Consider the following 23,171-nt stretch of genomic DNA (forward strand, 5'->3'; position numbering starts at 1 on the left):
GCCAACAGCGCCCACCGCCGGCATTAACCTTTTTTGGTTGCATGAGCGGGTTGCCATTATCGCCCCAGGCATTCGGCAAACATTTCAAACCTCACGCGTCCGTTCGGCTTCCGTGGCAAGCGACGAGACGTATCTCTTGAAATCATAACTCCAAGTTATACGGTTCTGCAATTTTTGTCGTCTGCCGGGCACGCATCGAATCGTTATGGTGATCCACAACAAAAGAACGGGAACGACAGTCGTTCGCCTTGGGGCGCACGGCAGACATCAAACAAATTCAGCGACAGGACGCGGCTTGCCCGGCGTGGAGCCGAGCCGTGCCTGCAATGGGACGAAATCGTCATGGATGGCGCTGTCTTGCACATGAGAGGTGGCAAACCGACAATGACTGAGGACGATGCTCTGGCCGCCAAAGGAGCGCCTTCCGAAAAGGGGCAGGCGCGAAAGCCCCTCATCAAGCTGGACAAGCTGAGCAAACACTACGGCAATCACACTGTGCTCGACGGTATCGACCTGGAGGTGATGCCGGGAGAGGTGCTCGCGATCATCGGCCCGAGCGGATCCGGCAAGAGCACGCTGCTGCGCTGCATCAACTACCTCGAACCCCCGGATGGCGGCCATGTCACCATCGGCGACATCTCGCTGAATGCCGCGGCACCCGCCGGTCGATCGGAGCTTTCCACCTTGCGCCGCAGCGTCGGCATGGTGTTCCAGTCTTTCAACCTCTTTCCGCACATGACGGTGCTGCGAAACGTCAGCCTGGCGCAGGAACGCGTTCTCGGGCGCAGCCGCAGAAACGCCGACGACCGCTCGATGCAGTTGCTGAGCCGCGTCGGCCTGGCCGACAAGGCCGAGCAGTTTCCCGGCCGCTGTTCCGGCGGGCAGCAGCAGCGCATCGCCATTGCAAGAGCGCTCGCGCTCGATCCCGATGTCATGCTCTTCGACGAGCCGACCTCGGCGCTCGACCCGGAACTCGGCCTTGAAGTGCTCGCCGTCATGCGGGAACTGGCCGAGACCGGCATGACGATGATCGTCGTCACCCACGAAATGAGCTTTGCCGAGAATGTTTCCGACACGGTGATGATCATGGCTGACGGCAAGATCATCGAAAAGGGGCCATCGCAGGACGTCATGCGCAATCCGCAGCAGGAGCGTACTAAGCGCTTCCTTCGGGCGGTGCACGACCGATGAGCACGGCCGACATCTTCGCCATCTTGCGCGGGCTTCCCTGGACCGTTGCCCTGACGCTCGGCGCTTTTCTGGCCGGCGCCATCCTCGGCATTCCGCTGCTGGCCGCCAGGCAAAGCCGCATCCTGCCGTTGCGGTTAGCGGCCATGGTGTTCATCCAGATCGTGCGCGGCATTCCGCCGATCCTCTGGCTGTTCATCATCTTCTTTGGCTTGGGAATGAGCGTCTTCCCTATCAGTCCGTTCAATGCGGCGCTGGCCGGGCTCGGATTGATCGCGGCTGCGAACATGGCGGAAATCTACCGCGGCGCGCTGGCTTCGATCCACTTCGGGCAATGGGAGGCGTCGTCGGCGCTGAATCTCGGCCGCTGGTCCACGCTGACGGATGTCGTCGCACCGCAGGCTTTTCGCGTGGCTTTGCCTTCGGCCGCGAGCTACCTCATCGGGTTGATGAAGGAGACGGCCGTCGCCTCGACCATCGGCGTCAGCGAACTCGCGTTCCAGGGCAACCAGCTGTCGCAGCTCACGTTTCGCGGCCTCGAGGTCTTCGCCCTTGTCGGCATGTTCTACATCCTCTTGAGCCTGCCGGTCGCCTGGCTGTCGCGCGTCGCCGACGGCTATCTGCAAGCAAAGGTGGCGCGCTGATGTTGCCGAATTACGAAGAGCTCTCCGCCTGGCTGCCCGATTTGCTTTCGGGCCTCTCGATCAGCCTGCAGGTCACGGCGCTCAGCCTGTTGATCGGCATTCCGTTCGGGCTGCTGCTCGCGCTGGGCGTGCTGGCCAAGAGTCGGCTGACGAAGGCACTCGCCCTGTTCCTGGTCGAGGTCGGCCGTGGCGCTCCGGCGCTGGTGCTGCTGCAGTTCATCTATTTCGGCCTGCCGACATCGGGCCTGACGCTCGGGTCGTTCACGGCAGCCGTCATTGCGCTGGCCTGGAACACCGGCGCCTATACCAGCGAGATCATTCGCGCCAGCCTGCAATCGATCCCGCATGGTCAGCGCGAGGCGGCCGTCGCGATCGGTCTCAATCGACTGGACGCCTTGCGTTACGTCCTGCTGCCGCAGGGCCTGCGCGTGGCCCTTCCGGCGCTGCTCGCCTTCTCGATCCTGATCTTCCAGGGCACGTCGCTCTGCTTCACCATCGCGCTGCCGGAACTCGTCAGCCGGGCCTACGAAATCGGCTCGAACACGTTCCGCTATTTCCCGGCGCTGCTTGCAGCCGGTGTTCTCTACGCTTCGATCTCCATCCCCGCCGCCCTGCTCGTCAGCCATGTCGAAAAGCGCGCCGGTTCCTATGCGCAACGCTGAACCAAAACCACGAAAGGGCATTCAGGCATGACCACATTTGCGACCAAAACCCGCCTTCTGCTGACCGGTATCGCCGGCGTCCTCGTTTCGAGCCAGGTGGCGCTTGCGCAGGACTGCACTCCGAAGCACACCTTCGCCACCATCGAAGAGGGCACGCTCACTGTTGCCGTGACGACATACGTTCCGCATTCCTATCTTGATGACGCCGGCAACATGAAGGGCATCGACGGCGATATCGCCGCCGAATTCGCCAAGCGCGAATGCCTGAAGGTGAAGGCGGTTGCCGTCGATCCGGCCGCCGCCATCCAGTACGTGCTGTCGGGACAGGCGGATATCGCGACCGGTGACTGGTATCGCACCGCCGAGCGCGCCAAGGTCATGAACCTTTCGGCACCGCTCTATACGGACCAGATGGCGATCTATTCCAAGGATGGTTTCGCCAATGTCGGCGACCTCGAAGGCAAGCAGGTCGGTACGGTGCAAGGCTATCTCTGGGTCACCGACCTGAAGACCATGCTCGGTTCCAAGCTGAAGCTTTACCCGAACTCGGTCAACATGCAGCAGGACCTCTTCGCCGGCCGTATCGACGTGGCGGTGGATGGCTATTCGACGGGCGTCGTTGCTGAAAAGAGCGGCGCGCTCAAGGACGTCAAGGTCAAGGTCGCAGCCTCCGACGATCGGGTCAGGGCGACCAAGGAAGCCGCACAGGCGGCCTTCCCCTATTCCTTCAACGCCAAGGAATTCGGTGTCGCACTGGATGCGCAGATCGAGGCGATGCACGCCGACGGCACTATCGTCAACGTCCTGAAGTCCTATGGCCTCGATGGGACGGCGGCCGAAACCGGCGCGCCGCGCCTGGTTCAGTAAAATCAGCTACGGGAGCCGCAACTGGCTCCCGTTCCCCTCGGTGGGCATGCCGGTTTGAGAACAAATTTGATATCGGAGACAAGACGATGACTGTCCACACAGTCACGCGGAGGACGCAATCGTGGTACGGGGAGTCGATCGGCATCCTCATCCTCGATGCGGCATATCCTTGCGTGCCCGGCAATGTTGGCAACGCCACCACCTATGATTTTCCCGTGCGGTTCCAGGAGGTGCGCGGCGCTTCGATCGACCGGCTGCTCAATCAGCGCGATCCAGCCCTTCGCGACGTCTTCATCGAAGCGGCGGTCGAGTTGCGCAACCGCGGCGTCAAGGCGATCACCGGGGCCTGCGGTTTCATGGCCTATTTCCAGGAGGAGGTGGCCGCCGCGGTCGATATCCCCGTGCTGCTGTCGAGCCTGATGCAGATCCCCTTCATGCATGCGGTCGCCGGTGGAACGGTCGGCATCATCACGGCCAATGCCAGCCGGCTGACGCCGCGCCATTTCGAGGCGAGCAACGTACCGGGGCATATTCCGCTCGCCATCGCGGGCATGGAAAGGCAGACGGAATTCCGCGAAGCGATACTGGAAGAAAAGGGCACGCTCGACAGTGCTGCCATCGAGCGCGAGGTCACTGAGGTCGCCCGCAAGCTCGTCGAGGATAACCCGGATGTCCGCTCCATTCTGCTCGAATGCAGCGATCTTCCGCCCTATGCTCACGCGGTGCAGGCGGCGACCGGTCGTCCGGTCTTCGATTTCATCACGATGATCAACCATGTCCAGCAAGGCGTCGCTCGCAGGAGCTATCACGGTCGCATGTGACGGCGGCCGAGGGCAGGACGCGAGACAAATCAGGAATTCCCATGTCCATGGACCACTATTACCTTCTCGGCCGCTCGGGCCTCAGGGTCAGCCGGCTCGCGCTCGGAACTATGACCTTCGGCAATGGCGGCATTCGCGGGATCGGAGGCTCCTGGGGATCGGACGAAGATGCGGCGCGCGCCATCTTCAATCGCTACCTCGAGGTCGGCGGCAATTTCATCGACACGGCGGATTCCTATGCGGCCGGCCTCAGCGAAGCACTGATCGGCAAATTCGTCGCCGAGGCAGGTGTTCGCGACCGGGTGGTGATTTCCACCAAGTTTTCCAACAGCCTGGAGCCCGGCAACCCGAATGCCGGCGGCAACGGCCGCAAAAACCTGATGCGCGCCGTCGATGCCTCGCTGCGGCGGCTGAAAACGGATTACATCGACCTCTATTTGCTGCACACCTGGGACCGGATCACGCCGGCCGAAGAGGTCATGCGGACGTTTGACGATCTCGTGCGCGCCGGCAAGATCCGCTATGCCGGGCTTTCCGACGTGCCGGGCTGGTATGCGGCGCGTGCCCAGACCTGGGCGGAGGCGCATGCGCTGACGCCGCCGATCTGCCTGCAACTTCCCTATTCGCTGGCCGAGCGCAGCATCGAGAATGAATTCGTGCCGCTCGCCCAGACACTCGGCCTCGGCATCACCGCCTGGAGCCCGCTCGCCATGGGCCTGCTCTCCGGCAAATACCGGGCCGGACAGCAGGCGGCGGGGCGGCTCTCGCTCGATACATCCGGCAGCGGTCTCGGCCTCTTTACCGAGCGCAACATGCGCATTGTCGCGGCGCTGGAAGCGGTCGCCGCCGAGACCGGCCGCAGCATGGCGCAGGTCGCCCTGAACTGGGTGGTGACGCAGCCCGGCGTCGGTGCCGCCATCATCGGCGCCAGCCGGCTCGAACAGCTCGACGACAATCTGGCCGCACTTGATTTTTCGATCCCTGCCGAATTGCGCCAGCAATTGCTGGCGGCAAGCGCGGTCGAGCCTGTCTATCCCTATTCGCTGTTTGCCGACGACTACCAGGCCGGTATCCTCAATGCTGGGGTGGCAGTCGGCGATAAGCCGCGCGGCTACCACGGCGAGACTTTTCTGCCCAAGGTCGCCGACTATGTCTTCGGCCAGCCAAAAGCCAAGACCTGAGCCGCTCCAGCTACCTCCATCACGAAAGGAACAGGCATGACCGTAATGCCCGCAAACCTGACATCAACAGGCACAGCTGCCTCGTTCATCCTGACGCTCGCCTGTGATGACCAGCCCGGCATTGTCGCGGCGGTGACAACCGAGCTTGCGGCGATCGGCGGCAACATCGTCGAGAGCAACCAATTTCGCGATGTCGAGACCAATTGCTTCTTCATGCGCATCGCCTTTACGGGACCCGCCGGTATGGCGCGGGACGGCGTCGAACGGGCGCTGAAACCGGCAATCGATCGCTTCGGGATGAGGGCCGCGGTTACCGATGCCGCCCGGAGGCCGAAGATCATCGTGATGGTCTCCAAGTTCGACCATGCGCTGCTGCATCTGCTCTACCAGATCCGCGTCGGCTGGCTGAATGCCGAGGTCGTTGCTATCGTTTCCAACCATGACGACAGCGCTGCGACCGCGGAACTCGGAGGCGTCCCCTATCACCACTGGAAAGTGACGAAGGACAACAAGGCGGAACAGGAGCAGCGCCTGACCGATCTGGTGCGCGAGACGCAAGCCGACCTCGTCATCCTCGCCCGCTATATGCAGGTGCTCTCGGACAATCTGTCGAACCGGCTTTATGGACGGATCATCAACATCCATCACTCGTTCCTGCCGTCGTTCAAAGGCGCCAAGCCTTACCACCAGGCGCATACGCGCGGCGTCAAGCTGATCGGAGCGACCGCCCACTATGTCACGCCCGATCTCGACGAGGGGCCGATCATCGAGCAGGAGACCGAGCGGGTGACCCACGCAATGAGCGCCGAGGATTTCGTCGCCACCGGCCGTGATATCGAGAGCCGTGTTCTCGCCCGTGCGGTGAAGATGCATCTGGAAAACCGCGTCATGCTCAACGGCCACAGGACGGTGGTCTTTACACAGTGACGGCGACATTATCATTGTCATGATCGATAGAATCTGCGGGCAGAGACGAAGCGACACCCCGCATGAAGGACTGGACCGATGCTGAACGACCCCCGCTCCCATGGGCTTTGGGAAAAAACCGCCCCGCAGCCACCGGTCACAGGCCCGCTTGAAACGGACGCATCCGCCGATGTGGTGGTCGTTGGCGGTGGTTTCACCGGCATTTCGGCCGCCCTGCATCTGGCCGAGGCCGGCCGCAGGGTCATCCTGCTCGAAGGCGCGGAGATCGGCTTTGGCGGCGCAGGTCGCAATGTCGGGCTGATCAATGCCGGCATGTGGGTGATGCCGGACGATCTGCCAGGCGAACTCGGCGAGGTCCACGGCGAACGACTTCTCGATCTGCTCGGCAACGGGCCGCGCGTGGTGATGGATCTGATCGACCAGCACGCCATCGCCTGCGAACTGGAGCGCAACGGCACGCTGCACTGCGCTGTTGGCGAAAATGGCTTGATGGAAATCGAGAACCGGGCGGCGCAATGGCAAAAGCGCGGCGCACCGGTCGAACTTCTAAGCGCAGCCCAGACGGCTGCGCGGATCGGCACCACAGCCTATGCCGGCGCCCTGCTCGACAAAAGGGCGGGGACCTTGCAGCCGCTCGCCTATGTTCGCGGCTTGGCACACGCAGCTCAACGGGCCGGCGTGACCCTGCATACATCGAGCCGGGTCGTCTCGACGGAGCGTGTCGGCAGTCGCTGGAAGGTGGCGACGGACAAGGCATCCGTGACGGCGGACTGGATCATCGTCGCGACCGATGCCTATAGCACCGGGCCATGGGAGCGGGTGCGGACCGAACAGGTCTATCTGCCCTATTTCAATCTGGCGACGCGGCCGCTCGCACCAGATCTACTTGCGACCATTCTGCCCAACCGCGAGGGCGTGTGGGACACGAAGGAGATCCTCTCGTCCTTCCGCATGGACAAGGCGGGCCGGCTGGTGTTCGGCAGCGTCGGCGCCTTGCGTAATGGCGGTGCCGCCGTGCACAAGGCCTGGGCTCGGCGCTCGCTTGCCCGGCTTTTCCCGCAACTGGGCAAGGTCGATTTCGAGTGCGAATGGTACGGCCAGATCGGCATGACCACCAATGCGCTGCCTCGCTTCCATCGGTTTGCGCCGAATGTCGTCGGCTTCTCCGGCTATAACGGTCGCGGTATCGCGCCGGGCACGGTGTTCGGCCGAGTGCTGGCGCGGCACATCCTCGGAGAGATTGGCGAGGCGGAGCTGCCCTTGCCGCTCAGCGACCCGAGCGATCCGCCGATGCGGCGTTTGAAGGAAGCCTATTACGAGGCCGGAGCCCAGGTCGCCCACTTCGTCGGCGAGCGTTTCTAACCAACCTCGTCGCCGAAGATGTCGGCGTCGGCATTCTGCTCCATCAACCAGTCGCGAAAGATCTCGGTGCCGCGCTTGGGTGGGCGCTGGGCCGGCATAACGATGTGGATGCTCTGTCCGGTGAGGTAGCTTGCCCGGATCGGGCAGACGAGCTTACCTGCCTTCAGATGATCATGCACCAGATGCTTCCAGCCGAGCGCTACCCCCTGGCCGTGCACGGCGGCCTCGATCGAATTCAGCGCATCGGTAAAGACGAAATCCTGCGTCAGCTTGGCGGCGGAGACCTCGTTGCGCTCGAGATATTCACGCCAGCCGACGCGTGAGCGATGCCGTTCCTCGAAATGCAGGAGCGTGTGGTTGAGCAGGTCGGCCGGAGTCCCGATTGGCCCGTGCTCTTTCAGATAAGCGGGGCTGCAGACCGGCCAGACTTCCTCGGTGACGAAATGCCAGGCGTGGATACCAGGCCATTTCCCGGTGCCGAGCCGGGCGGAAAGGTCGATGTCTTCTTCCAGCAGGTCCTGGTCGTCGCGGCTGCTTTCGGCAATGCGCAAGGCGATATCCGGATGCTGGGCCTTGAAGGCTTTCAGCCGCGGCAGCAACCACAATTGCACGAAGGATGCGGAAAACGACACGCGCACGATATCGCGCGAATGCTTCTGCCTGAGCGACGAGATCACCATGTGCAGGTGATCGAAGGCTTCCTGGGTTTCCTTGTAGAGCCGCTTGCCCTCGGCCGTCAGCTCCAGCCGCGCATGTTCGCGGCGGAAGAGCTTGAGGCCCGTTGCCTCTTCAAGCAGGCGGATCGTCTTGCTGACCGCAGGCTGGCTGACATTCAGCTCCTCTGCCGCACCCGTAAAGCTTTGCCGCCGGGCGGCGGCCTCGAAGACGAAGAGATAGTTGGCGGAGGGGACGAGCGAGCGGAGCCTATGCATAAGCTGAGGTTATGCCCCCGGATAGTTTTTAGCAAGATTACAAGCGTGCCGGCCGTTTGTAAGTTGCTGAAAATTCCACATAAGGGAACCTCTTCATGCAAACTCATGCTCGGGCCGTAGTCATTGGCGGCGGCTGCGTCGGTGCAGCCATTCTCTACGGTCTGACGAAACGCGGCTGGACGGACGTTGCGCTTCTCGAACGCACGCAGCTGACCGCCGGCTCGACCTGGCATGCCGCCGGTCTCATCCCGTCCTATGCCCGTTCGATCAATATCGGCCGGATGATCGCCAAGACCATCGAAATCTACGAGGGCCTCGAAGCCGAAACCGGCCAGCATGTCGGCTGGCACAAATGCGGCCAGCTGCGCATCGCCAATACCCGCGACCGGTTCGACGAATACAAGAGCTACATGAGCGTCGCCGAGGTTCAGGGTATTCGCGCTGAACTGATCTCGCCGGCCGAGGCCCGTGATCTCTGGCCGCTGCTTGAAAACAACAAGGAGATGCTGGGCGCCCTCTACCATCCCGATGACGGTCACATCGCGCCGGCCGACGTGACGCAGGCCATGGCCAAGGGTGCCCGCGATCGCGGCGCCAAGATCTATCTCAACACCGAGGTGCGCGGTTTCGAGCGCATGCCGAGCGGCGAGTGGAAGATCAAGACCAATCAGGGCGAGATCATCTGCGAGCACATCATTTCGGCAACCGGCAACTATGCGCGCCAGACCGGCGCCATGCTCGGGCTCGACATTCCGGCGATCCCGATCGTGCATCAATACTGGATCACCGATGCCGTTCCCGAGGTAATCGAGCGCAAGCGCCAGGGTCTGCCCGAGATGCCGATCCTGCGTGACGAGGGGTTCGAGGGCTATTTGCGCGAAGAGGGCGATGGCCTGATGTTCGGCCCCTACGAGAAGACCGAGCACTTGAAGCTCTTTGCCGAAAACGGCGTGCCGGAGTGGTTTGGTGCCGACCTGCTCGAAGAGGATTTCGATTCGGTTTCCTGGAACTGGGAGCGGGCGATGGACCTCGTGCCGGCGCTCGGCCGCGTCGGCATCAAGGCCAATGTCCGTGGTCCCTTCCAGATGACCGCCGACGAACTGCCGCTGGTGGGACCGGCCTGGGGGCTCGACAATGTCTGGATCGCAGAGGGCGTGCCCGGTGGCATCCTCTGGGGCGGCGCGATCGGCTATTACCTCTCCGAGCGCATTGTCGAAGGCGGCAACAGCCTCGATACCTCCGAGCTGGACCCGCGCCGTTTCGGCGACTACGCCAACAAGAACTGGACGCGGGAAAAAGTGCGCGAGGCCTGGGGCACCCATGCAGAACAGCACTATCCCGGTCAGGACATGCCGGCCGCTCGCCCGCAGAAGACAGCACCGTCTTATGATCGCCTGACCCAAAAGGGCGCCGTCTGGAGCGTGCTCAACGGTTGGGAAATGCCCAACTGGTTTGCGCCCGAGGGTGTCGAGGCCAAGGACCAATACAGCTGGCGCTGGACCGAAAAGGGCAAATACGTCGGTGAGGAAGTCCACGCCGTGCGCAATGCCGTCGGCCTCGTCGAGATGACGCCGATGACCAAGTTCGAAGTAAGTGGTGTTGGTGCCGAAGCCTGGCTTGATGGCATCCTCGCCAACCGCCTGCCGAAAACAGGCCGCGTCAATCTCAGCCATCATCTGACGAAGAGGGGCGGGGTACAGGCGGAATATGTCGTCGCGCGCCTGGAAGACGGGCTGTTTTACCTGATCTCGACGCCGCGGGCCGAGCGCTGGAATTTCGATGACCTGTCGAAGCTTCTGCCTCGGGATGGCAGCGTGCAGCTTCGCAACGTCACCAATGATCGCGGCTGCTTCACCATCGTCGGGCCCAAGGCGCGCGAGGTGCTGCAAACGCTTACCGAGATCGATCTCTCCAACGAGGCTTTCCCGTGGTTCGGCGTGCAATCGGGCACGGTGGGGCTTGCTAGCGACGTCCGGCTTCTGCGCGTCAATTACGAAGGCGAGCTTGGCTGGGAGCTTTATCACCCGCTCTGCTACCAGCGGCACCTGCTCGATGCGCTGCTTGCCGCCGGCGAGGCGCATGGCCTTCGGTTGATCGGCCTGCAGGCGCTGGAATCACTACGGCTCGAAAAGTCCTACCGGGCGATGTACCGCGACATGAACCCGGAGCTCAGCGCCTGGGAGAGCAGCCTTGATCGTTTCGTGCGCCTCGACAAGGGCTGCTTCATCGGCCGCGATGCGCTGGTAAAGGCGAAGGAAGCGGGTGTTGCCCGTCGCTCCTTCACCATCGCGATCGACACCGACGGTGCAAGCTCGCTGATCTACGAAGGCGTCTATCACCAGGGCAAGCTGGTCGGGCGCGTCACCTCGGGCGGTTATGCCTATACGCTCGGCCATGACGTCGCCTTCGCCCTGCTGCCGGTCGAGCTTGGCGTGCCGGGAACGGAACTGGAAGTCCCGATCCTCGGCGAGCGGTGCAAGGCCCGCGTCATCGAAGAATCGCCCTACGATCCCGAAGCCAAGCGCGGGCGCATGTAACGGTCATCAGTAGACAACGAGAATTGCCGGAAAGGGTTGGCCATGAAAATACTTGTGACGGTTAAGCGGGTGGTTGACTACAACGTCAAGATCCGGGTGAAGGCGGACGGCTCGGGCGTCGAGCTGGCGAATGTGAAGATGTCGATGAACCCGTTCGACGAGATCTCGGTGGAAGAGGCGCTGCGGCTGAAGGAAGCCGGCAAGGCCGACGAGGTCGTGGTCGTGTCGGTTGGACCGGCCAAGGCCGAAGAGACGCTCAGGACCGCGCTCGCCATGGGTGCCGACCGGGCGATCCTTGTCGAGACCGAAGACCAGGTCGAGCCGCTCGCCGTCGCCAAGATCGTCAAGGGTGTGGCCGAGGCCGAACAGCCCGGCCTGATCATCGTCGGCAAGCAGGCGATCGACGACGATTCGAACCAGACCGGCCAGATGCTGTCGGCGCTACTCGGCTGGGCGCAAGGCACCTTCGCCTCCAAGGTCGAGATCGGCGACGGCAAGGCAACCGTGACACGTGAAGTCGATGGCGGCCTGCAGACGATCGACATCAAACTTCCGGCCGTGGTCACCACCGACCTGCGCCTCAACGAGCCGCGTTATGCCTCGCTTCCCAACATCATGAAGGCGAAGAAGAAGCCGCTCGACAAGAAGACCCCGGCTGATTTCGGCGTCGACACGACGCCACGGCTGAAGGTGCTGAAGACCGAGGAGCCGGAAGGCCGCAAGGCCGGCATCAAGGTCAAGTCGGTGGCCGAACTGGTCGAAAAGCTCAAGACCGAAGCCGGCGTGCTTTAAGTTTCAGGAAAGGGAGATTTCATCATGGCTATTCTGCTTCTGGCTGATCACGACGGCAGCCACCTTTCCGACCAGACCGCCAAGGCGCTGACGGCAGCGAGCAAAATCGGCGGCGACGTGCATGTGCTGGTGGCCGGTGCCGGCGCCAAGGCGGCAGCTGACCAGGCCGCCAAGCTTTCCGGCGTCGCCAAGGTGCTGGTGGCCGAGGATGCAAGCCTTGCCAACAACCTGGCCGAGCCGCTGGCGGCGCTGATCGTCTCGCTTGCCGGCAGCTACGACACCATTCTGGCCGCCGCCACCTCGGTCGGCAAGAACGTGCTGCCGCGGGTTGCAGCCCTTCTCGACGTCGTCCAGGTCTCGGAAATCACCGAAGTTGTCTCTTCCGACACCTTCAAGCGTCCGATCTATGCCGGCAACGCCATCCAGACGGTGCAGACGAGCGAAGCCAAGAAGGTGATCACCGTGCGCACCGCCTCGTTCGCCTCGGCCTCCGAAGGTGGCTCTGCCTCGGTCGAGACGATCGCGGCCGCCGCCAACCCGGGTCTGTCGACCTTCGTCGCCGACGCGTTGTCGTCGTCGGATCGTCCGGAACTGACCTCGGCCAAGATCATCATCTCGGGTGGCCGGGCGCTCGGTTCGTCGGAAAAGTTCCAGGAAGTCATCCTTCCGGTTGCCGACAAGCTCGGTGCCGCCGTCGGCGCATCGCGCGCCGCCGTCGATGCCGGCTACGCCCCGAACGACTGGCAGGTCGGCCAGACCGGCAAGGTGGTCGCCCCCGATCTCTACATCGCCTGCGGCATCTCCGGTGCGATCCAGCATCTGGCCGGCATGAAGGACAGTAAGGTCATCGTCGCCATCAACAAGGACGAGGAGGCGCCGATCTTCCAGGTCGCCGACTACGGCCTCGTCGCAGACCTGTTTGAGGCCCTGCCGGAAATGGAGCGGGCTTCCTGAATAGGTTTGAGAAACGACGGCTGAACAATGATGTTCAGTCGTCGATCCTGATCGTTTGCGCGCCGACATGCAGCGCGCGGCCGGCGCCAAAGCCCATGATCGCCGCGCCGAGGCCAAGCGCCACGAACAGGACGGCGGCGGCATCGAAACTTCCGGTCCAGTCACGAATGAGCCCGACAAGCAGCGGGCCGATAGCGGCGAGCACATAGCCGACCCCTTGCGCCATGCCCGAGAGATGGGCGGCAACGTGGGAATCGGGCGAGCGCAGCACGATCAGTGTCATTGCGACCGCAATCAGCCCGCCCTGGCCGAACCCCTGCAGAATGGCCCAGAAGATCACCGTCGACGGCGGCGCAAAGAGAATGCCGAGCAGCGCGACGACCGCTGCCGCGACCAGCGCGACATTGATGCCGCGTTGGTCCTTGCGGCGAACCGCAAACGAGGGGACCAGCAGGCAGGTGACGACCTGGGTCATGATCGAGACCGAGACGATCGCGCCGGCCGTTGCTGGGTCGAAGCCGCGCTCCCGCAGAATGGGGGCGAGCCAGCCGAAGATGCAGTAGGCGAGCGCCGATTGCAGGCCCATGAACAGCGTGACCTGCCAGGCGAGCCGGTCGCGCCAGAGGCCGACGACACGAAAGCCGGTGTGTCTCACCTGCGCTTTGCTGCCAAGCGCCTGCGGCGTCCAGATCAACAGGACGATGAAGGCGGGAAGCGCCCAAATGGCAAGGGCCCCCGACCAGGAGCCGGTGACGCCGTGTTCGAGCGGCAGGGTCAGACCGGCGGCCCCGGCAGCGCCTGCGCAAAGCGCCATCGTATAAAGCCCGGTCATAACAGCCGCCTTGTCGGCAAAGTCGCGCTTGACGAGGCCGGGAAGCAGGACGTTGCCGATGGCGATGGCGGCACCCGCCGCAAATGTCGACAGGAAGAGCAGGGGCACCGGTCCGAAACCGCGAAGCGCCGTGCCGAGCGCCAGCAGGAGCAGAGCCCCAAGCAACGTGCGTTCGGCACCAAATCGCTGCGCCAGTTTTGGCGCGAGCGGGGCAAAGAGGCCGAGGCAAAGCACCGGCAGCGTCGTCAGCAGGCTGGCGCCTGAGGTCGAAAGACCGGTGTCGCGCATCACCTCCGGCAAAAGCACCGAGAGGCTGGAAAACAGCGGACGCAGGTTGAAGGCGATCAGCACCAGGCTGGCGCCGAGCACGAAGCGCGCCGCTCCGCGGGGCATGACCGGCGGCTGCGGTTCGGGAACGCTATCGGCTTCAGCGTCGATGAGCTGATCTTCGAGGCCATTGCTGGCCGCGATCTGATGGGCCGACGGATTGGGGTCGCGAAAAGTCTGGTTCATTGCGAAAGAAGCCTGTCGAGTTCGCGCAGCACCGGCGCCATGAAGGCGCGGACCGAGGCGGCAGCGCGGTCCGGATCGCCGGTGGCGATGGCCGTGACGATAGCCGCATGGGCCTCGTCGTCCGGTTCCGGCACGTCGCCCTTGAGTGTCGAGTGAATGGTTTCGAGGATCGATGCGGTGAAGAAATCATAGAGGCCGACGATGGCGCGGTTGCCCGAGGCATCGACGATGGATTTGTGGAACGCGATGTCGCGTTGGCCGAATGCTTCATAGCCGCCATCGGCGATGGTACCGCGCGCCTGAAGCAGACGGGTCATTCGCTCGAGGTCGCCTGGCGCATGGCGGATTGCCGCAAGTCTGGCGGCCTCGACATCAAGGGCGGCGCGCGCCTCCCATTGATCGCGCAGTCCGGCGCGTTTGACGCGGTCGAGCGCGCCCGCCGGATCGACCGCCGAGCGCACATAGGTGCCGGAGCCCTGGCGGGTATCGAGCAGGCCTTGCGAGACCAGCACACGCACGGCTTCGCGCACCGTGCCGCGGCTGACGGATAAAAGCTCGGTCAGTGCTGTTTCGTTCGGGATGCGGTCGCCCACACCCCAGCGGCCGCTGACGATTTCGGTGCGCAGGTTTTCAGCGGCGCTGTCTGCAAGATTGGTACGGTTGACGGGCTGCATTACACACTCATCAAGTCATCAGATGACTTGATGAGTACGCCCGGATTCCGCTGTCGTCAACCAACTCATGGGTGGCGCCATTGGCGCCCGCTTTTCCTCGCCCGGTTCAGGCGCCGAAAGACCGGCGGTAGGCGACCGGCGAGACGCCGAACTTGCGGACAAAAGCCCGGCGGAAAGCCACATCGTCGTTGAAGCCGAGATCGCGGGCGATCTTCTTCATCGGCGCGGTCGTCTCCTCTGCCAGGCGGCGGCCGGCCTCCAGCCGCATCGCTTCCACATAGTCGCCGGGCGTCATGCCGACCTCGAGCTTGAATTGGCGGGCAAAGTTGCGTGCGCTCATGCCGGCGCGTTTTGCCATCGCAGCCACCGACAGGTCGGCCGTCATATTGTCGGCGATATATTCCTGGGCTGACCGGATCGGTGTGCGCTGGGCGACCTGCGTCGCCAGATGCGTGCTGAACTGCGACTGCCCGCCGGGCCTCTTGAGGAAGACCACGAGTTCGCGCGCGACTTTCAGCGCGGTCTCGACGCCGAGATCCTTTTCGACGATGGCAAGGGCGAGATCGATGCCGGCTGTCACCCCGGCCGAGGTCCAGATGTTGCCGTCACGGGTAAAGATGCGGTTGGGCTCCAGCTTCACCTCAGGAAAGCGCCGGGCAAACTCGGCCGCCTGCGACCAGTGCGTCGTCGCTCGGCGCCCGTCGAGTAGCCCGGCCTCGCCGAGGACAAACGCGCCGGAGCAGACGGAGCCAAGTCGGCCCGGCCCTTCCGATGCCGCCTTCACCCAGGCGATTACCGTTTCGGGAATGGGCCGTGTCTGGATCAGCGGATCACCGGCGACAAGCACGGTGTGGAAATCATCGGGTGCATCGTCGATCGTGCGGTCCGGCAGCAGGCGGAGGCCAGAGGTGCCGCGGATCGGGCTGTCGTCCCGCCCGACCAACGCCACGCGATAGAAGTCCGTGCCACTCTGGCGGTTTGCTTCCGCAAACACATCCGACGGCCCGACGACATCCAGCAACTGGACGTCCGGCATCGCCAGAATGGCAACATGGACCTTCGACATCAGTGCACCCGAAACAGTTTCCCCGACAGAACCTCGTTCATCGTCCTCACGAAGACAATACCGATGGCGCCGGTGAGAAAAACGAACATGGCGATAGCGAGGGCGCGAAGCAATTCCGTTCCGGCGGCTTCAGCATAGCGGAAGAAGGCGATCGAGAAGGCGGCGAGCGGAAAGCTGATGGCCCACCAGGCAACGCTGAACGGGACGTGGCTGCGAAACACGATCGGTGACAGCACCAGCATCAGGAAGAAGGCGAAATAGAAGAGCACACTGGCAAGGATGTCCACGGTGCCGGTGAGATTGGTATAGGCGAGAAAACCGACGGCAAACGGAGCGACGAGAACCATCATCGATGGCCGGGAAGCCAGCGGCAGGGGATCGTGGTGCCGTAACCGGGCAAAGATCAGGGTGATAAAGATCCCGGCGATGACGCTGCCGACGGCGAAGGCGAACACGTTGATCTCATGAGCCCAGGCAAACGGCATGGCTTTGCCAGTGACGGCGATGTCGAGTGTGGCGACCCCGGGGATTAGCAGTGGCGGCAGCGTGTGTTCTGCGTTCTCACGTGAGATCAGAAACCGTGTGGCAACCAGATAGGCGAGTGTGAAGGTCAGGATGAGCCCGATGATCCAGACGACCTGGCTGGCCGTAACGCTATAGCGTTCGAAGAAAGCCGATAGCAGCAACAGTCCGACGGCGATGGTGGCGAAAAAATTTCCTTGAACGGGATGACGGAACTCCGTGGCGACGGCGGCGGGGTGACGAACCCATTTCGCGGCATAGCCGATGGCAAGCGTGATGAAGGTGACTGCGGCGAACCAGCCGATGAGTTCGCCGGGAATGCCGGGAACGGCGATGACTTTCACGGCTTCGCGCCATGCCAGGCTGAGGCCCGTCAGCCCCATGACCGAGGCGAAGAGATTGATCGGCAGATTGGCAATCGTGTGACCGTGGGCGGGCGTGACCGGGGCGTCGTCCAGTATTCCGACGTTCGACATGACATTCTCCACTTCGGATGTTGTTACCGAGAATATAAGTGAAACCTGTTTTGGCATGAATAGTGCTGAAGGGATTATTTCGGCCGGATTGCGCATCAAATCGGCCACTGACTGAATGCAGCAGCCCTGCGGCCAGCTTCTGCGCGGAGGGGGGAGGAAGCGCCGAGCGCTATTTATCTGTCGCGCCGCGGTCGGTGACGTCGAGGAACGTCTTTCGGATGTGGTTCGTCGCCTGAGCAAATGCACTGCACGCCTGCCGCGCCCTCGCGGGCCGTCTCGCAATAAGCATCAACTATTTTCCGATGCGCTAAATATTGACCGTATAGGAAAATGATTTTACCAATACCTATGCGCTCAGGACCCTCTTCTCCCAAAGTGATTGTCATTGGCGGCGGTATCGCCGGGCTTTCGGTCGCCGCTGCCGTCCAGCAATGGGCATCGGCCACGCTCATCGAGCGCGAGGTCCATCTCGGTTATCATTCGAGCGGTCGCTCAGCGGCTCTGTTTACCGAGACCTACGGCAATGCGGTCGTGCGCGCGCTATCCGTTGCCAGCCGGGCAGCCATCGTCGATGGCGGTTTTGCCGAGCATGTGCGTGGCGCCGTGCATTTCGGCGGTTGCGCTGACGATCAGGTCGTCGATGAACTGGCGCAGAAGTACCGGGCGCTGGTGCCGAGCGTTCGCCGGCTTTCGGCAGAGGAAGTCAATGCCCTCATTCCGGTGATCCGCACCGACACCACCTGCGGTGGCGTCTACGAGCCCGGTGCTCTTGATATCGACACCGGCAAGATGGTGCATGCCTCGGCCGCCTCGTTGAAGGCGCTTGGCGGGACTGTCGTCTCCGGCGAGGAGGTGCTTTCGATCGCACGTGTTTCCGGCCGCTTTCAGGTGGAAACGTCGGCTGGCTCCTACGAGGCTGACATGGTCGTCAACGCCGCCGGCGCCTGGGTCGATGTTGTCGCCGAGCGCGCAGGACTAACCGGCCTTGGTTTCATGCCGAAGCGCCGCACCGCCTTCATGTTCGATCCGCCCGGGGGGCTCGACGCGCGCCGATGGCCGCTCGCCGTCGATCTGCACGAGCGTTTCTACTTCAAGCCGGATGCGGGAAAGCTGATCGGCTCACTTGCCGACGAAACGGACACGCCGCCCTGCGATGCCTATCCCGAGGATATCGACGTCGCTGTCGCCGTCGACCGGATCGAGCAGGCGACAGAACTCCGCATCGGTCGCCCGCAAAGGCCGTGGGCGGGATTGCGTACCTTCGCACCGGATCGCACCCCTGTCGTCGGTTTCGATCCGCGGCTACCAGGCTTCTTCTGGCTCGGTGGCCAGGGTGGCTATGGTTTTCAGGTGTCGCTCACGCTTGCGCGGATCGCCTCGGCGCTGCTTCGCGATGCCACGATGCCTGAGGATGTCGCCGAACTCGGCGTTGCGTTCGATGCACTGGCGCCAACCCGATTTCTAGAGGCGGCCCCCACCTCGACGCTTTCCACGGTCGGGCAATGACCAGGCAGATCAGAAGAATAGAAACGTCGCCGATGCGGTGAGGGGACATCCGCGGCGGCGTCGACGCCAGTGCGAGCACGAGCGTTTGCTCTGAAGTCCGCCCGGCCGATGCCGCGCACCGCGCTCCTCGCATCGGTAATCCCGCTCGACGCCCTCGGCCGCCAGAATTTTGCCAACGTCGATATCACGGAGGAAGTGGAATGGACGAGATGACAGTCAGTGACAGCGCCAGGCTTGCCGATCTGAGCCGACTGCTTGGAGGCTACACCAACGAGGGTGCCGTCGGGGTTTCCCTGGCCTTCTCGCAGGGTGATAGCGAGATCGTGGCCGTGACGTCGGGAATGTCCGATCGGGCGCGGGGCATGCCGGTCTCGCCGACGCAGCTGTTCAAGATCGGCAGTTGCACCAAGACGTTCACCGTTGCCGCCCTGATGAGGCTGGCCGAAAGCGGTGCCGTGGATCTGAGCGCGCCGATCTCGCACTGGTTTCCGGATCTGCCGGGAGCGAGCGCAATTTCCGTGCGTCAGCTCGTCAATCATCGCGGTGGGCTGCCGGAATTCGAGTACGACATACCGATGACGCCGGACCGCATCTGGACGCCGGCGGAACTGGTCGATCTCGCCTTTCAGGTCGGCGGGCAGGCGGCGCCCGGTGGCCCGGCCGTCTACAACAACACCGGTTATGTGCTGGCCGGCATGCTGATCGAAGAGATCAGCGGCCGGTCACTCGGCGCCTATGTCCGCCAGCAGGTGCTCGAGCCGCTCGGGCTCGAAAATACCTGGTCGCCCGCGACCGAGAGCTTTCCTGCCGAGCGCATGGTGCGCGGCTACTATCACCGCCCACCACCGGCGGCGAACGCGGGTGCGGGTATCGCTGCCGGCGCCGAGATGTGGCGCATGGACGGCGTGCTTCCCTATTCCGACGCGCTGCAGGATTCCTCGGATTCGTTTCCGTTCACGGCCGCCTACGCCTGCGGTGACATGGTCTCGACGCCGGGCGACATGGTCGCGTTCATGCGGGGGCTGTTCGGCGGCAAGCTGCTGACCCGCGAAATGTTCAGGGAGATGAGTGAAGGCCGCGTCGCGGTCAGCTTTCCCGGCACGCGGATGCGTGAGACCGGGGCAGGGCTGTTCCAGAGCAGCTACGCCGACCGGCTTTTCTACGGTCACCAGGGTAGCATTCCCGGCTATGTCACCGTGATGCAGCACGAGCCGATCTCGGGCCTGACGATCGCCATGACCAGCAATGTCGGCTCGGGCTACCGGATGTCCTTCTACGCCAGCGGTCTGCACCCGGTGCTCGATCGGGCCGTTGGCATCATCCTCGACAGCTAGGTCGCCGGACATCTCCCACACGTTTCGAAACCAGATCTCGACCGCCCGTTCGGGCGGTCGAGTGTCTTTGCAACTACGAAATGACGACGTCGACCTTCTCGAAAGTCCTGACATCGATCAGGCCCTTGTCGGAAATACGCAGCTCGGGGATGACGACGAGCGCCAGCAGCGAATGCTGCATGTAGGCATTGTTCAGGCGGCAGCCGCAGACGCGCATCGCCTCGACGAGTGCTGCGGCCTTGTCGGCCACGATCTCGGCGCGCTGGTCCGACATCAATCCCGCCACCGGCAGCTCGACCAGGGCCAGCTCCTCGCCGCCCTTGATCACGACGATGCCGCCGCCGACTTCATGCAGGCGGTTGGCGGCCTTGGCCATGTCGTCTTTGTTGGTGCCGACGACGATCATGTGGTGGCTGTCATGGGCAACGGTGCTGGCAACGGCGCAGTCGCTGTCGTAGCCGAAGCCGGAAACGAAGGCGTTGACGACGTCGCCGGTGCCGCGGTGGCGTTCCACCAGCGCGATCTGGCAGACGTCCTTCGCGCGGTCCATCTCGATGATGCCACCCGCAGCCGAAAGCTCGGCCTCCAGCGCCCGCGTCGGTGCCTGGTTCTCGACGACGCCGATCACGCGCACACGCGCGCGACTTTCCGTAGAGTTGAGGCCGATGTCGAAGTCGCCAGCCTTCAGCGTCTTGCCGAGATGCACGGTGTTGCGTGCGCTTGCCGGATAGACGAAGGGCGGGATGTCGCGCACCAGCGCGCCGGACTCCGCCATGAGTTCGCCGCGGGCAAACACCATCTCGATCGGCAGGGCGGCAAGATCCGAGGTGATGATCAGGTCGGCGCGCCTTCCGGGCGCGATCGAGCCGAGTTCGCGTTCGACGCCGAAATGCTGGGCGGTGTTGAGCGTCGCCATCTGGATGGCGGTGATCGGCTTCAGACCTTGCGCGATGGCGTGGCGCACCACCCGGTTCATGTGGCCGTCGTGCACGAGGGTACCGGAGTGGCTGTCGTCGGTGCAGAGCAGGAAGTTGCGCGGATCGACACCGGCCTCGGTGATCGCCTTGACCTGGGCTGCAACATCGAACCAGGCGGAACCGAGCCGCAGCATGGCGCGCATGCCCTGCCGGACGCGGGCAATCGCGTCCTCGACGGTAGTCCCCTCGTGGTCGTCGGCCGGGCCGCCTGCGGCATAGGCGTGAAACTCGCGGCCGAGATGCGGCGAGGCATAATGACCGCCAACGGTTAGCCCGGCGTCCTGCGTTGCAGCGATTTCGGCAACCATCTTCTCATCGTTGAAGGCGACGCCGGGGAAATTCATCATCTCGCCGAGGCCGATGATATTCGGCCAGCTCAGGGCTTCGGCCACATCCTTGGCCGAAAGTTCGGCACCCGCGGTTTCGAGCCCGGGCGCACTCGGCACGCAGCTCGGCACCTGCACATAGACGTTGATTGGCAGGCTCTGCGCCTCGTCGTTCATCAGCTTGACGCCGGCAAGGCCGAGCACGTTGGCGATCTCGTGCGGATCGATGAACATCGTCGTGGTGCCATGCGGGATGACGGCGCGGGCAAATTCGGTGACGGTGACGAGGCCGCTTTCGACATGCATATGCGCGTCGCAGAGCCCCGGCACGAGATAGCGGCCGCCAGCATCGACCACCTTCGTGCCTTCGCCGATCGTATGGCTGGCGTCGGCCCCGACATAGGCGAAGCGACCGGCTTTGACTGCAATGTCGGTGTGCGGGATGATCTCGCCGGAATAGACGTTGACCCATTTGCCGTTGCGGATCACGAGGTCCGCCGGTGTGCGGCCCATGGCGACGTCGACAAGCTCGGGTGCGGTCCTAGACCAGGATTGAAGCATGACAGGTTCCTTCGAATGGAGACGATGCCGGCGCCCCTTCGCACGACTGGAGACAAGGGGCGCCGGGAGGCGTTACTGGGTCTGGGCGACGAGCGCTGCCGCAAGCAAGGCGACGAACCACATGACCGGCTTTACATCACCCGCCCGGCCGCAGACCAGCTTGATCAGCACATAGGCGATGATGGCCAGCGACAGGCCGAGCGTGATCGAGAACGTCAGCGGGATCAGCACGATGGCGAGGAAGGCAGGGATCGCCTCGTCGATGTCGGTCCAGCGGATCTTGCTCATCGGTTCGGACATGAAGAGACCGGTGAGGATCAGGACCGGTGCGGTTGCCACGGCCGGAACCAGCGACAGGAGTGGCGACAGGAACAGGAACGGCACGAACAGCAGCCCGGCGACGAGGGCGACGAGACCGGTTCTTCCGCCCTGGGCAATGCCGGCGCCGGATTCCAGGTAGACGGTGGCGGGGCTGGTACCGAGCGGCGCCGAGATCAAGGCTGCGACGGCGTCGACATGCATCGATTGCTTGATGTTGCGCGGCAATCCCTGTTCGTCCTTGAGGTCGGCCGCTTCGGCAAGGCCGAGGAAGGTCGAGAGCGCCTCGATGAAGTTGGTGAACAGGAAGACGAAGATGAACGGCACGTAGATCAGGCTCAAGGCGCCGATGAGATCGATCTGGCCGACGAAGCTGAAGTCGGGTGCTGCGGAAAATCCGCTCCAGTTGACGAGCGTATGGACGTCAGGTGTGTCCGGCCAGAAGGCGCTGCCATCGCCCCACCAGCGGCCGATCGGGATCGACAGGATGGTGGTGAGGATCATGCCGGCCATCATCGCACCGGGAACCTTACGAACCACGAGGCCGACGGTCAGGATGAAGCCGGCGATGAAGGTAAGGGTAACCGGGTTGAAGGTCGTCAGCCCCACGATCGTGTCGGGGTTGGCGACGATGAACTTGGCGTTTTCGAAGCCGATCAGCGCGATGAACAGGCCGATGCCGCAGGCGATGCCATAGCGCAGGTCGACCGGGATCGCCTCGATGATCGTCTGGCGCAGGTTGAAGAAGGCCATGACGGTGAAAAGCACGCCGGCCCAGAAAACGCAGCCGAGCGCGATTTCGAGCGGCACCTTGGCGCCGACGACCATGGTGTAGGCAAAGAGCGCGTTGATGCCCATGCCAGGAGCGACGAGAATCGGGCTTCGGGCATAAAGCCCCATGGCGCAACTGCCGATGAAGCTGACGAGCACCGTCGCCGTGACACCCGCCGAGAACGGAATACCGGCATGCGACAGGATCGACGGGTTGACGACGATCACGTAGGAGGCGGCGAGAAAGGTCGTCAATCCCGCGAGGACTTCGGTGCGGATCGTCGAGCCGAATTTGGAGATCTGGAAGTAGCGGTCGAGCAGGCTGGCAAGCCGGGAGGCTTGCGCCTTGCCAGAGGCCGGCTCCACTGCCTTGGGTTGGTAGTTCATTCGTGTTCCCCTTTTTTTGAAGTGAGGAAGGGGCCGGCAAT

20 protein-coding genes are annotated in these 23,171 nt (G+C 63.4%); 13 read left to right on the top strand and 7 right to left on the bottom strand.

What is annotated here, in order from left to right:
• Nucleotides 1–384: 384 nt before the first annotated feature.
• From AC07UR_RS21525 to AC07UR_RS21560, 8 genes are all read left to right on the top strand, one after another.
• Nucleotides 385–1,191, top strand: a complete 807-nt coding sequence (locus AC07UR_RS21525; protein ID WP_209790203.1) for an amino acid ABC transporter ATP-binding protein — start codon at nucleotides 385–387, stop codon at nucleotides 1,189–1,191.
• The gene (locus tag AC07UR_RS21530) at nucleotides 1,188–1,832 is read left to right on the top strand and encodes an amino acid ABC transporter permease (RefSeq protein WP_209790202.1); all 645 of its coding nucleotides are present in this window, start codon (nucleotides 1,188–1,190) and stop codon (nucleotides 1,830–1,832) included. Before AC07UR_RS21525 ends, AC07UR_RS21530 begins: the two co-directional genes overlap by 4 nt.
• The gene (locus tag AC07UR_RS21535) at nucleotides 1,832–2,494 is read left to right on the top strand and encodes an amino acid ABC transporter permease (RefSeq protein WP_173423322.1); all 663 of its coding nucleotides are present in this window, start codon (nucleotides 1,832–1,834) and stop codon (nucleotides 2,492–2,494) included. The genes AC07UR_RS21530 and AC07UR_RS21535 overlap by 1 nt, the downstream gene beginning before the upstream one ends.
• Before the next feature lie 27 nt (nucleotides 2,495–2,521).
• Nucleotides 2,522–3,361: an ABC transporter substrate-binding protein gene (locus tag AC07UR_RS21540; protein ID WP_173423321.1), complete on the top strand. Its 840-nt coding sequence runs from the start codon at nucleotides 2,522–2,524 to the stop codon at nucleotides 3,359–3,361.
• Between the two features lie 86 nt (nucleotides 3,362–3,447).
• On the top strand, nucleotides 3,448–4,182 hold the full coding sequence (locus AC07UR_RS21545) for an aspartate/glutamate racemase family protein (protein WP_209790201.1): 735 nt from the start codon (nucleotides 3,448–3,450) through the stop codon (nucleotides 4,180–4,182).
• Nucleotides 4,183–4,223: 41 nt separating this feature from the next.
• Nucleotides 4,224–5,363: an aldo/keto reductase gene (locus tag AC07UR_RS21550; protein ID WP_209790200.1), complete on the top strand. Its 1,140-nt coding sequence runs from the start codon at nucleotides 4,224–4,226 to the stop codon at nucleotides 5,361–5,363.
• A 36-nt stretch (nucleotides 5,364–5,399) separates the two neighbouring features.
• Nucleotides 5,400–6,290, top strand: a complete 891-nt coding sequence (gene purU / locus AC07UR_RS21555) for a formyltetrahydrofolate deformylase (protein WP_234941779.1) — start codon at nucleotides 5,400–5,402, stop codon at nucleotides 6,288–6,290.
• A gap of 78 nt (nucleotides 6,291–6,368) precedes the next feature.
• Nucleotides 6,369–7,652 carry an NAD(P)/FAD-dependent oxidoreductase gene (locus AC07UR_RS21560; RefSeq protein WP_209790199.1) on the top strand — a complete coding sequence of 428 codons (1,284 nt, stop codon included), beginning with the start codon at nucleotides 6,369–6,371 and terminating at the stop codon, nucleotides 7,650–7,652.
• On the opposite strand, the gene AC07UR_RS21565 is transcribed toward AC07UR_RS21560, so the two are convergent.
• Nucleotides 7,649–8,584 (bottom strand): LysR substrate-binding domain-containing protein, encoded by a 936-nt coding sequence (locus AC07UR_RS21565; RefSeq protein ID WP_173423316.1) that lies wholly within the window; start codon nucleotides 8,582–8,584, stop codon nucleotides 7,649–7,651. The genes AC07UR_RS21560 and AC07UR_RS21565 overlap by 4 nt on opposite strands.
• 95 nt (nucleotides 8,585–8,679) lie before the next feature.
• Between AC07UR_RS21565 and AC07UR_RS21570 the strand changes: the two genes are divergently transcribed.
• The 3 genes from AC07UR_RS21570 to AC07UR_RS21580 are packed head-to-tail and all read left to right on the top strand — an operon-like array spanning nucleotide 8,680 to nucleotide 12,867.
• Nucleotides 8,680–11,121: a GcvT family protein gene (locus AC07UR_RS21570; protein WP_209790198.1), complete on the top strand. Its 2,442-nt coding sequence runs from the start codon at nucleotides 8,680–8,682 to the stop codon at nucleotides 11,119–11,121.
• A 42-nt stretch (nucleotides 11,122–11,163) separates the two neighbouring features.
• Nucleotides 11,164–11,913 carry an electron transfer flavoprotein subunit beta/FixA family protein gene (locus AC07UR_RS21575; protein ID WP_209790197.1) on the top strand — a complete coding sequence of 250 codons (750 nt, stop codon included), beginning with the start codon at nucleotides 11,164–11,166 and terminating at the stop codon, nucleotides 11,911–11,913.
• A 24-nt stretch (nucleotides 11,914–11,937) separates the two neighbouring features.
• The gene (locus AC07UR_RS21580; RefSeq protein WP_209790196.1) at nucleotides 11,938–12,867 is read left to right on the top strand and encodes an electron transfer flavoprotein subunit alpha/FixB family protein; all 930 of its coding nucleotides are present in this window, start codon (nucleotides 11,938–11,940) and stop codon (nucleotides 12,865–12,867) included.
• Between the two features lie 34 nt (nucleotides 12,868–12,901).
• Here AC07UR_RS21580 and AC07UR_RS21585 read toward each other — a convergent pair whose 3' ends face one another.
• The 4 genes from AC07UR_RS21585 to AC07UR_RS21600 form a co-directional block, all read right to left on the bottom strand.
• Nucleotides 12,902–14,212 carry a CynX/NimT family MFS transporter gene (locus AC07UR_RS21585; RefSeq protein WP_209790195.1) on the bottom strand — a complete coding sequence of 437 codons (1,311 nt, stop codon included), beginning with the start codon at nucleotides 14,210–14,212 and terminating at the stop codon, nucleotides 12,902–12,904.
• Nucleotides 14,209–14,886 carry a FadR/GntR family transcriptional regulator gene (locus AC07UR_RS21590; RefSeq protein ID WP_209790194.1) on the bottom strand — a complete coding sequence of 226 codons (678 nt, stop codon included), beginning with the start codon at nucleotides 14,884–14,886 and terminating at the stop codon, nucleotides 14,209–14,211. Before AC07UR_RS21590 ends, AC07UR_RS21585 begins: the two co-directional genes overlap by 4 nt.
• Before the next feature lie 106 nt (nucleotides 14,887–14,992).
• Nucleotides 14,993–15,952: a GlxA family transcriptional regulator gene (locus AC07UR_RS21595; protein WP_209790193.1), complete on the bottom strand. Its 960-nt coding sequence runs from the start codon at nucleotides 15,950–15,952 to the stop codon at nucleotides 14,993–14,995.
• Nucleotides 15,952–16,950, bottom strand: a complete 999-nt coding sequence (locus tag AC07UR_RS21600) for an SLAC1 anion channel family protein (protein ID WP_209790192.1) — start codon at nucleotides 16,948–16,950, stop codon at nucleotides 15,952–15,954. The genes AC07UR_RS21595 and AC07UR_RS21600 overlap by 1 nt, the downstream gene beginning before the upstream one ends.
• Before the next feature lie 375 nt (nucleotides 16,951–17,325).
• On the opposite strand from AC07UR_RS21600, the gene AC07UR_RS21605 reads away from it, so the two are divergent.
• On the top strand, nucleotides 17,326–18,456 hold the full coding sequence (locus AC07UR_RS21605) for an NAD(P)/FAD-dependent oxidoreductase (RefSeq protein ID WP_327795842.1): 1,131 nt from the start codon (nucleotides 17,326–17,328) through the stop codon (nucleotides 18,454–18,456).
• A gap of 200 nt (nucleotides 18,457–18,656) precedes the next feature.
• Entirely contained in the window at nucleotides 18,657–19,790 is a 1,134-nt protein-coding gene (locus AC07UR_RS21610) for a serine hydrolase domain-containing protein (RefSeq protein ID WP_234941778.1), read from the top strand.
• A gap of 73 nt (nucleotides 19,791–19,863) precedes the next feature.
• Here the strand turns inward: AC07UR_RS21610 and ade are convergent, their stop codons facing one another.
• Entirely contained in the window at nucleotides 19,864–21,654 is a 1,791-nt protein-coding gene (ade, locus tag AC07UR_RS21615) for an adenine deaminase (protein WP_209790190.1), read from the bottom strand.
• Between the two features lie 72 nt (nucleotides 21,655–21,726).
• The gene (locus AC07UR_RS21620) at nucleotides 21,727–23,130 is read right to left on the bottom strand and encodes an NCS2 family permease (RefSeq protein WP_209790189.1); all 1,404 of its coding nucleotides are present in this window, start codon (nucleotides 23,128–23,130) and stop codon (nucleotides 21,727–21,729) included.
• Nucleotides 23,131–23,171 lie beyond the last annotated feature (41 nt).

The organism is Ensifer sp. GW821-FHT05G01 (assembly GCF_059419585.1).

Coding starts and splice junctions, on each gene's coding strand:
- AC07UR_RS21570 (WP_209790198.1), top strand. CDS start 8,680: ATGCAAACTCATGCTCGGGCCGTAGTCATTGGCGGCGGCTGCGTCGGT.
- AC07UR_RS21590 (WP_209790194.1), bottom strand. CDS start 14,886: ATGCAGCCCGTCAACCGTACCAATCTTGCAGACAGCGCCGCTGAAAAC.
- AC07UR_RS21575 (WP_209790197.1), top strand. CDS start 11,164: ATGAAAATACTTGTGACGGTTAAGCGGGTGGTTGACTACAACGTCAAG.
- AC07UR_RS21620 (WP_209790189.1), bottom strand. CDS start 23,130: ATGAACTACCAACCCAAGGCAGTGGAGCCGGCCTCTGGCAAGGCGCAA.
- ade (WP_209790190.1), bottom strand. CDS start 21,654: ATGCTTCAATCCTGGTCTAGGACCGCACCCGAGCTTGTCGACGTCGCC.
- AC07UR_RS21595 (WP_209790193.1), bottom strand. CDS start 15,952: ATGTCGAAGGTCCATGTTGCCATTCTGGCGATGCCGGACGTCCAGTTG.
- AC07UR_RS21560 (WP_209790199.1), top strand. CDS start 6,369: ATGCTGAACGACCCCCGCTCCCATGGGCTTTGGGAAAAAACCGCCCCG.
- AC07UR_RS21610 (WP_234941778.1), top strand. CDS start 18,657: ATGGACGAGATGACAGTCAGTGACAGCGCCAGGCTTGCCGATCTGAGC.
- AC07UR_RS21550 (WP_209790200.1), top strand. CDS start 4,224: ATGTCCATGGACCACTATTACCTTCTCGGCCGCTCGGGCCTCAGGGTC.
- purU (WP_234941779.1), top strand. CDS start 5,400: ATGACCGTAATGCCCGCAAACCTGACATCAACAGGCACAGCTGCCTCG.
- AC07UR_RS21585 (WP_209790195.1), bottom strand. CDS start 14,212: ATGAACCAGACTTTTCGCGACCCCAATCCGTCGGCCCATCAGATCGCG.
- AC07UR_RS21540 (WP_173423321.1), top strand. CDS start 2,522: ATGACCACATTTGCGACCAAAACCCGCCTTCTGCTGACCGGTATCGCC.
- AC07UR_RS21525 (WP_209790203.1), top strand. CDS start 385: ATGACTGAGGACGATGCTCTGGCCGCCAAAGGAGCGCCTTCCGAAAAG.
- AC07UR_RS21565 (WP_173423316.1), bottom strand. CDS start 8,584: ATGCATAGGCTCCGCTCGCTCGTCCCCTCCGCCAACTATCTCTTCGTC.
- AC07UR_RS21600 (WP_209790192.1), bottom strand. CDS start 16,950: ATGTCGAACGTCGGAATACTGGACGACGCCCCGGTCACGCCCGCCCAC.
- AC07UR_RS21580 (WP_209790196.1), top strand. CDS start 11,938: ATGGCTATTCTGCTTCTGGCTGATCACGACGGCAGCCACCTTTCCGAC.
- AC07UR_RS21545 (WP_209790201.1), top strand. CDS start 3,448: ATGACTGTCCACACAGTCACGCGGAGGACGCAATCGTGGTACGGGGAG.
- AC07UR_RS21535 (WP_173423322.1), top strand. CDS start 1,832: ATGTTGCCGAATTACGAAGAGCTCTCCGCCTGGCTGCCCGATTTGCTT.
- AC07UR_RS21530 (WP_209790202.1), top strand. CDS start 1,188: ATGAGCACGGCCGACATCTTCGCCATCTTGCGCGGGCTTCCCTGGACC.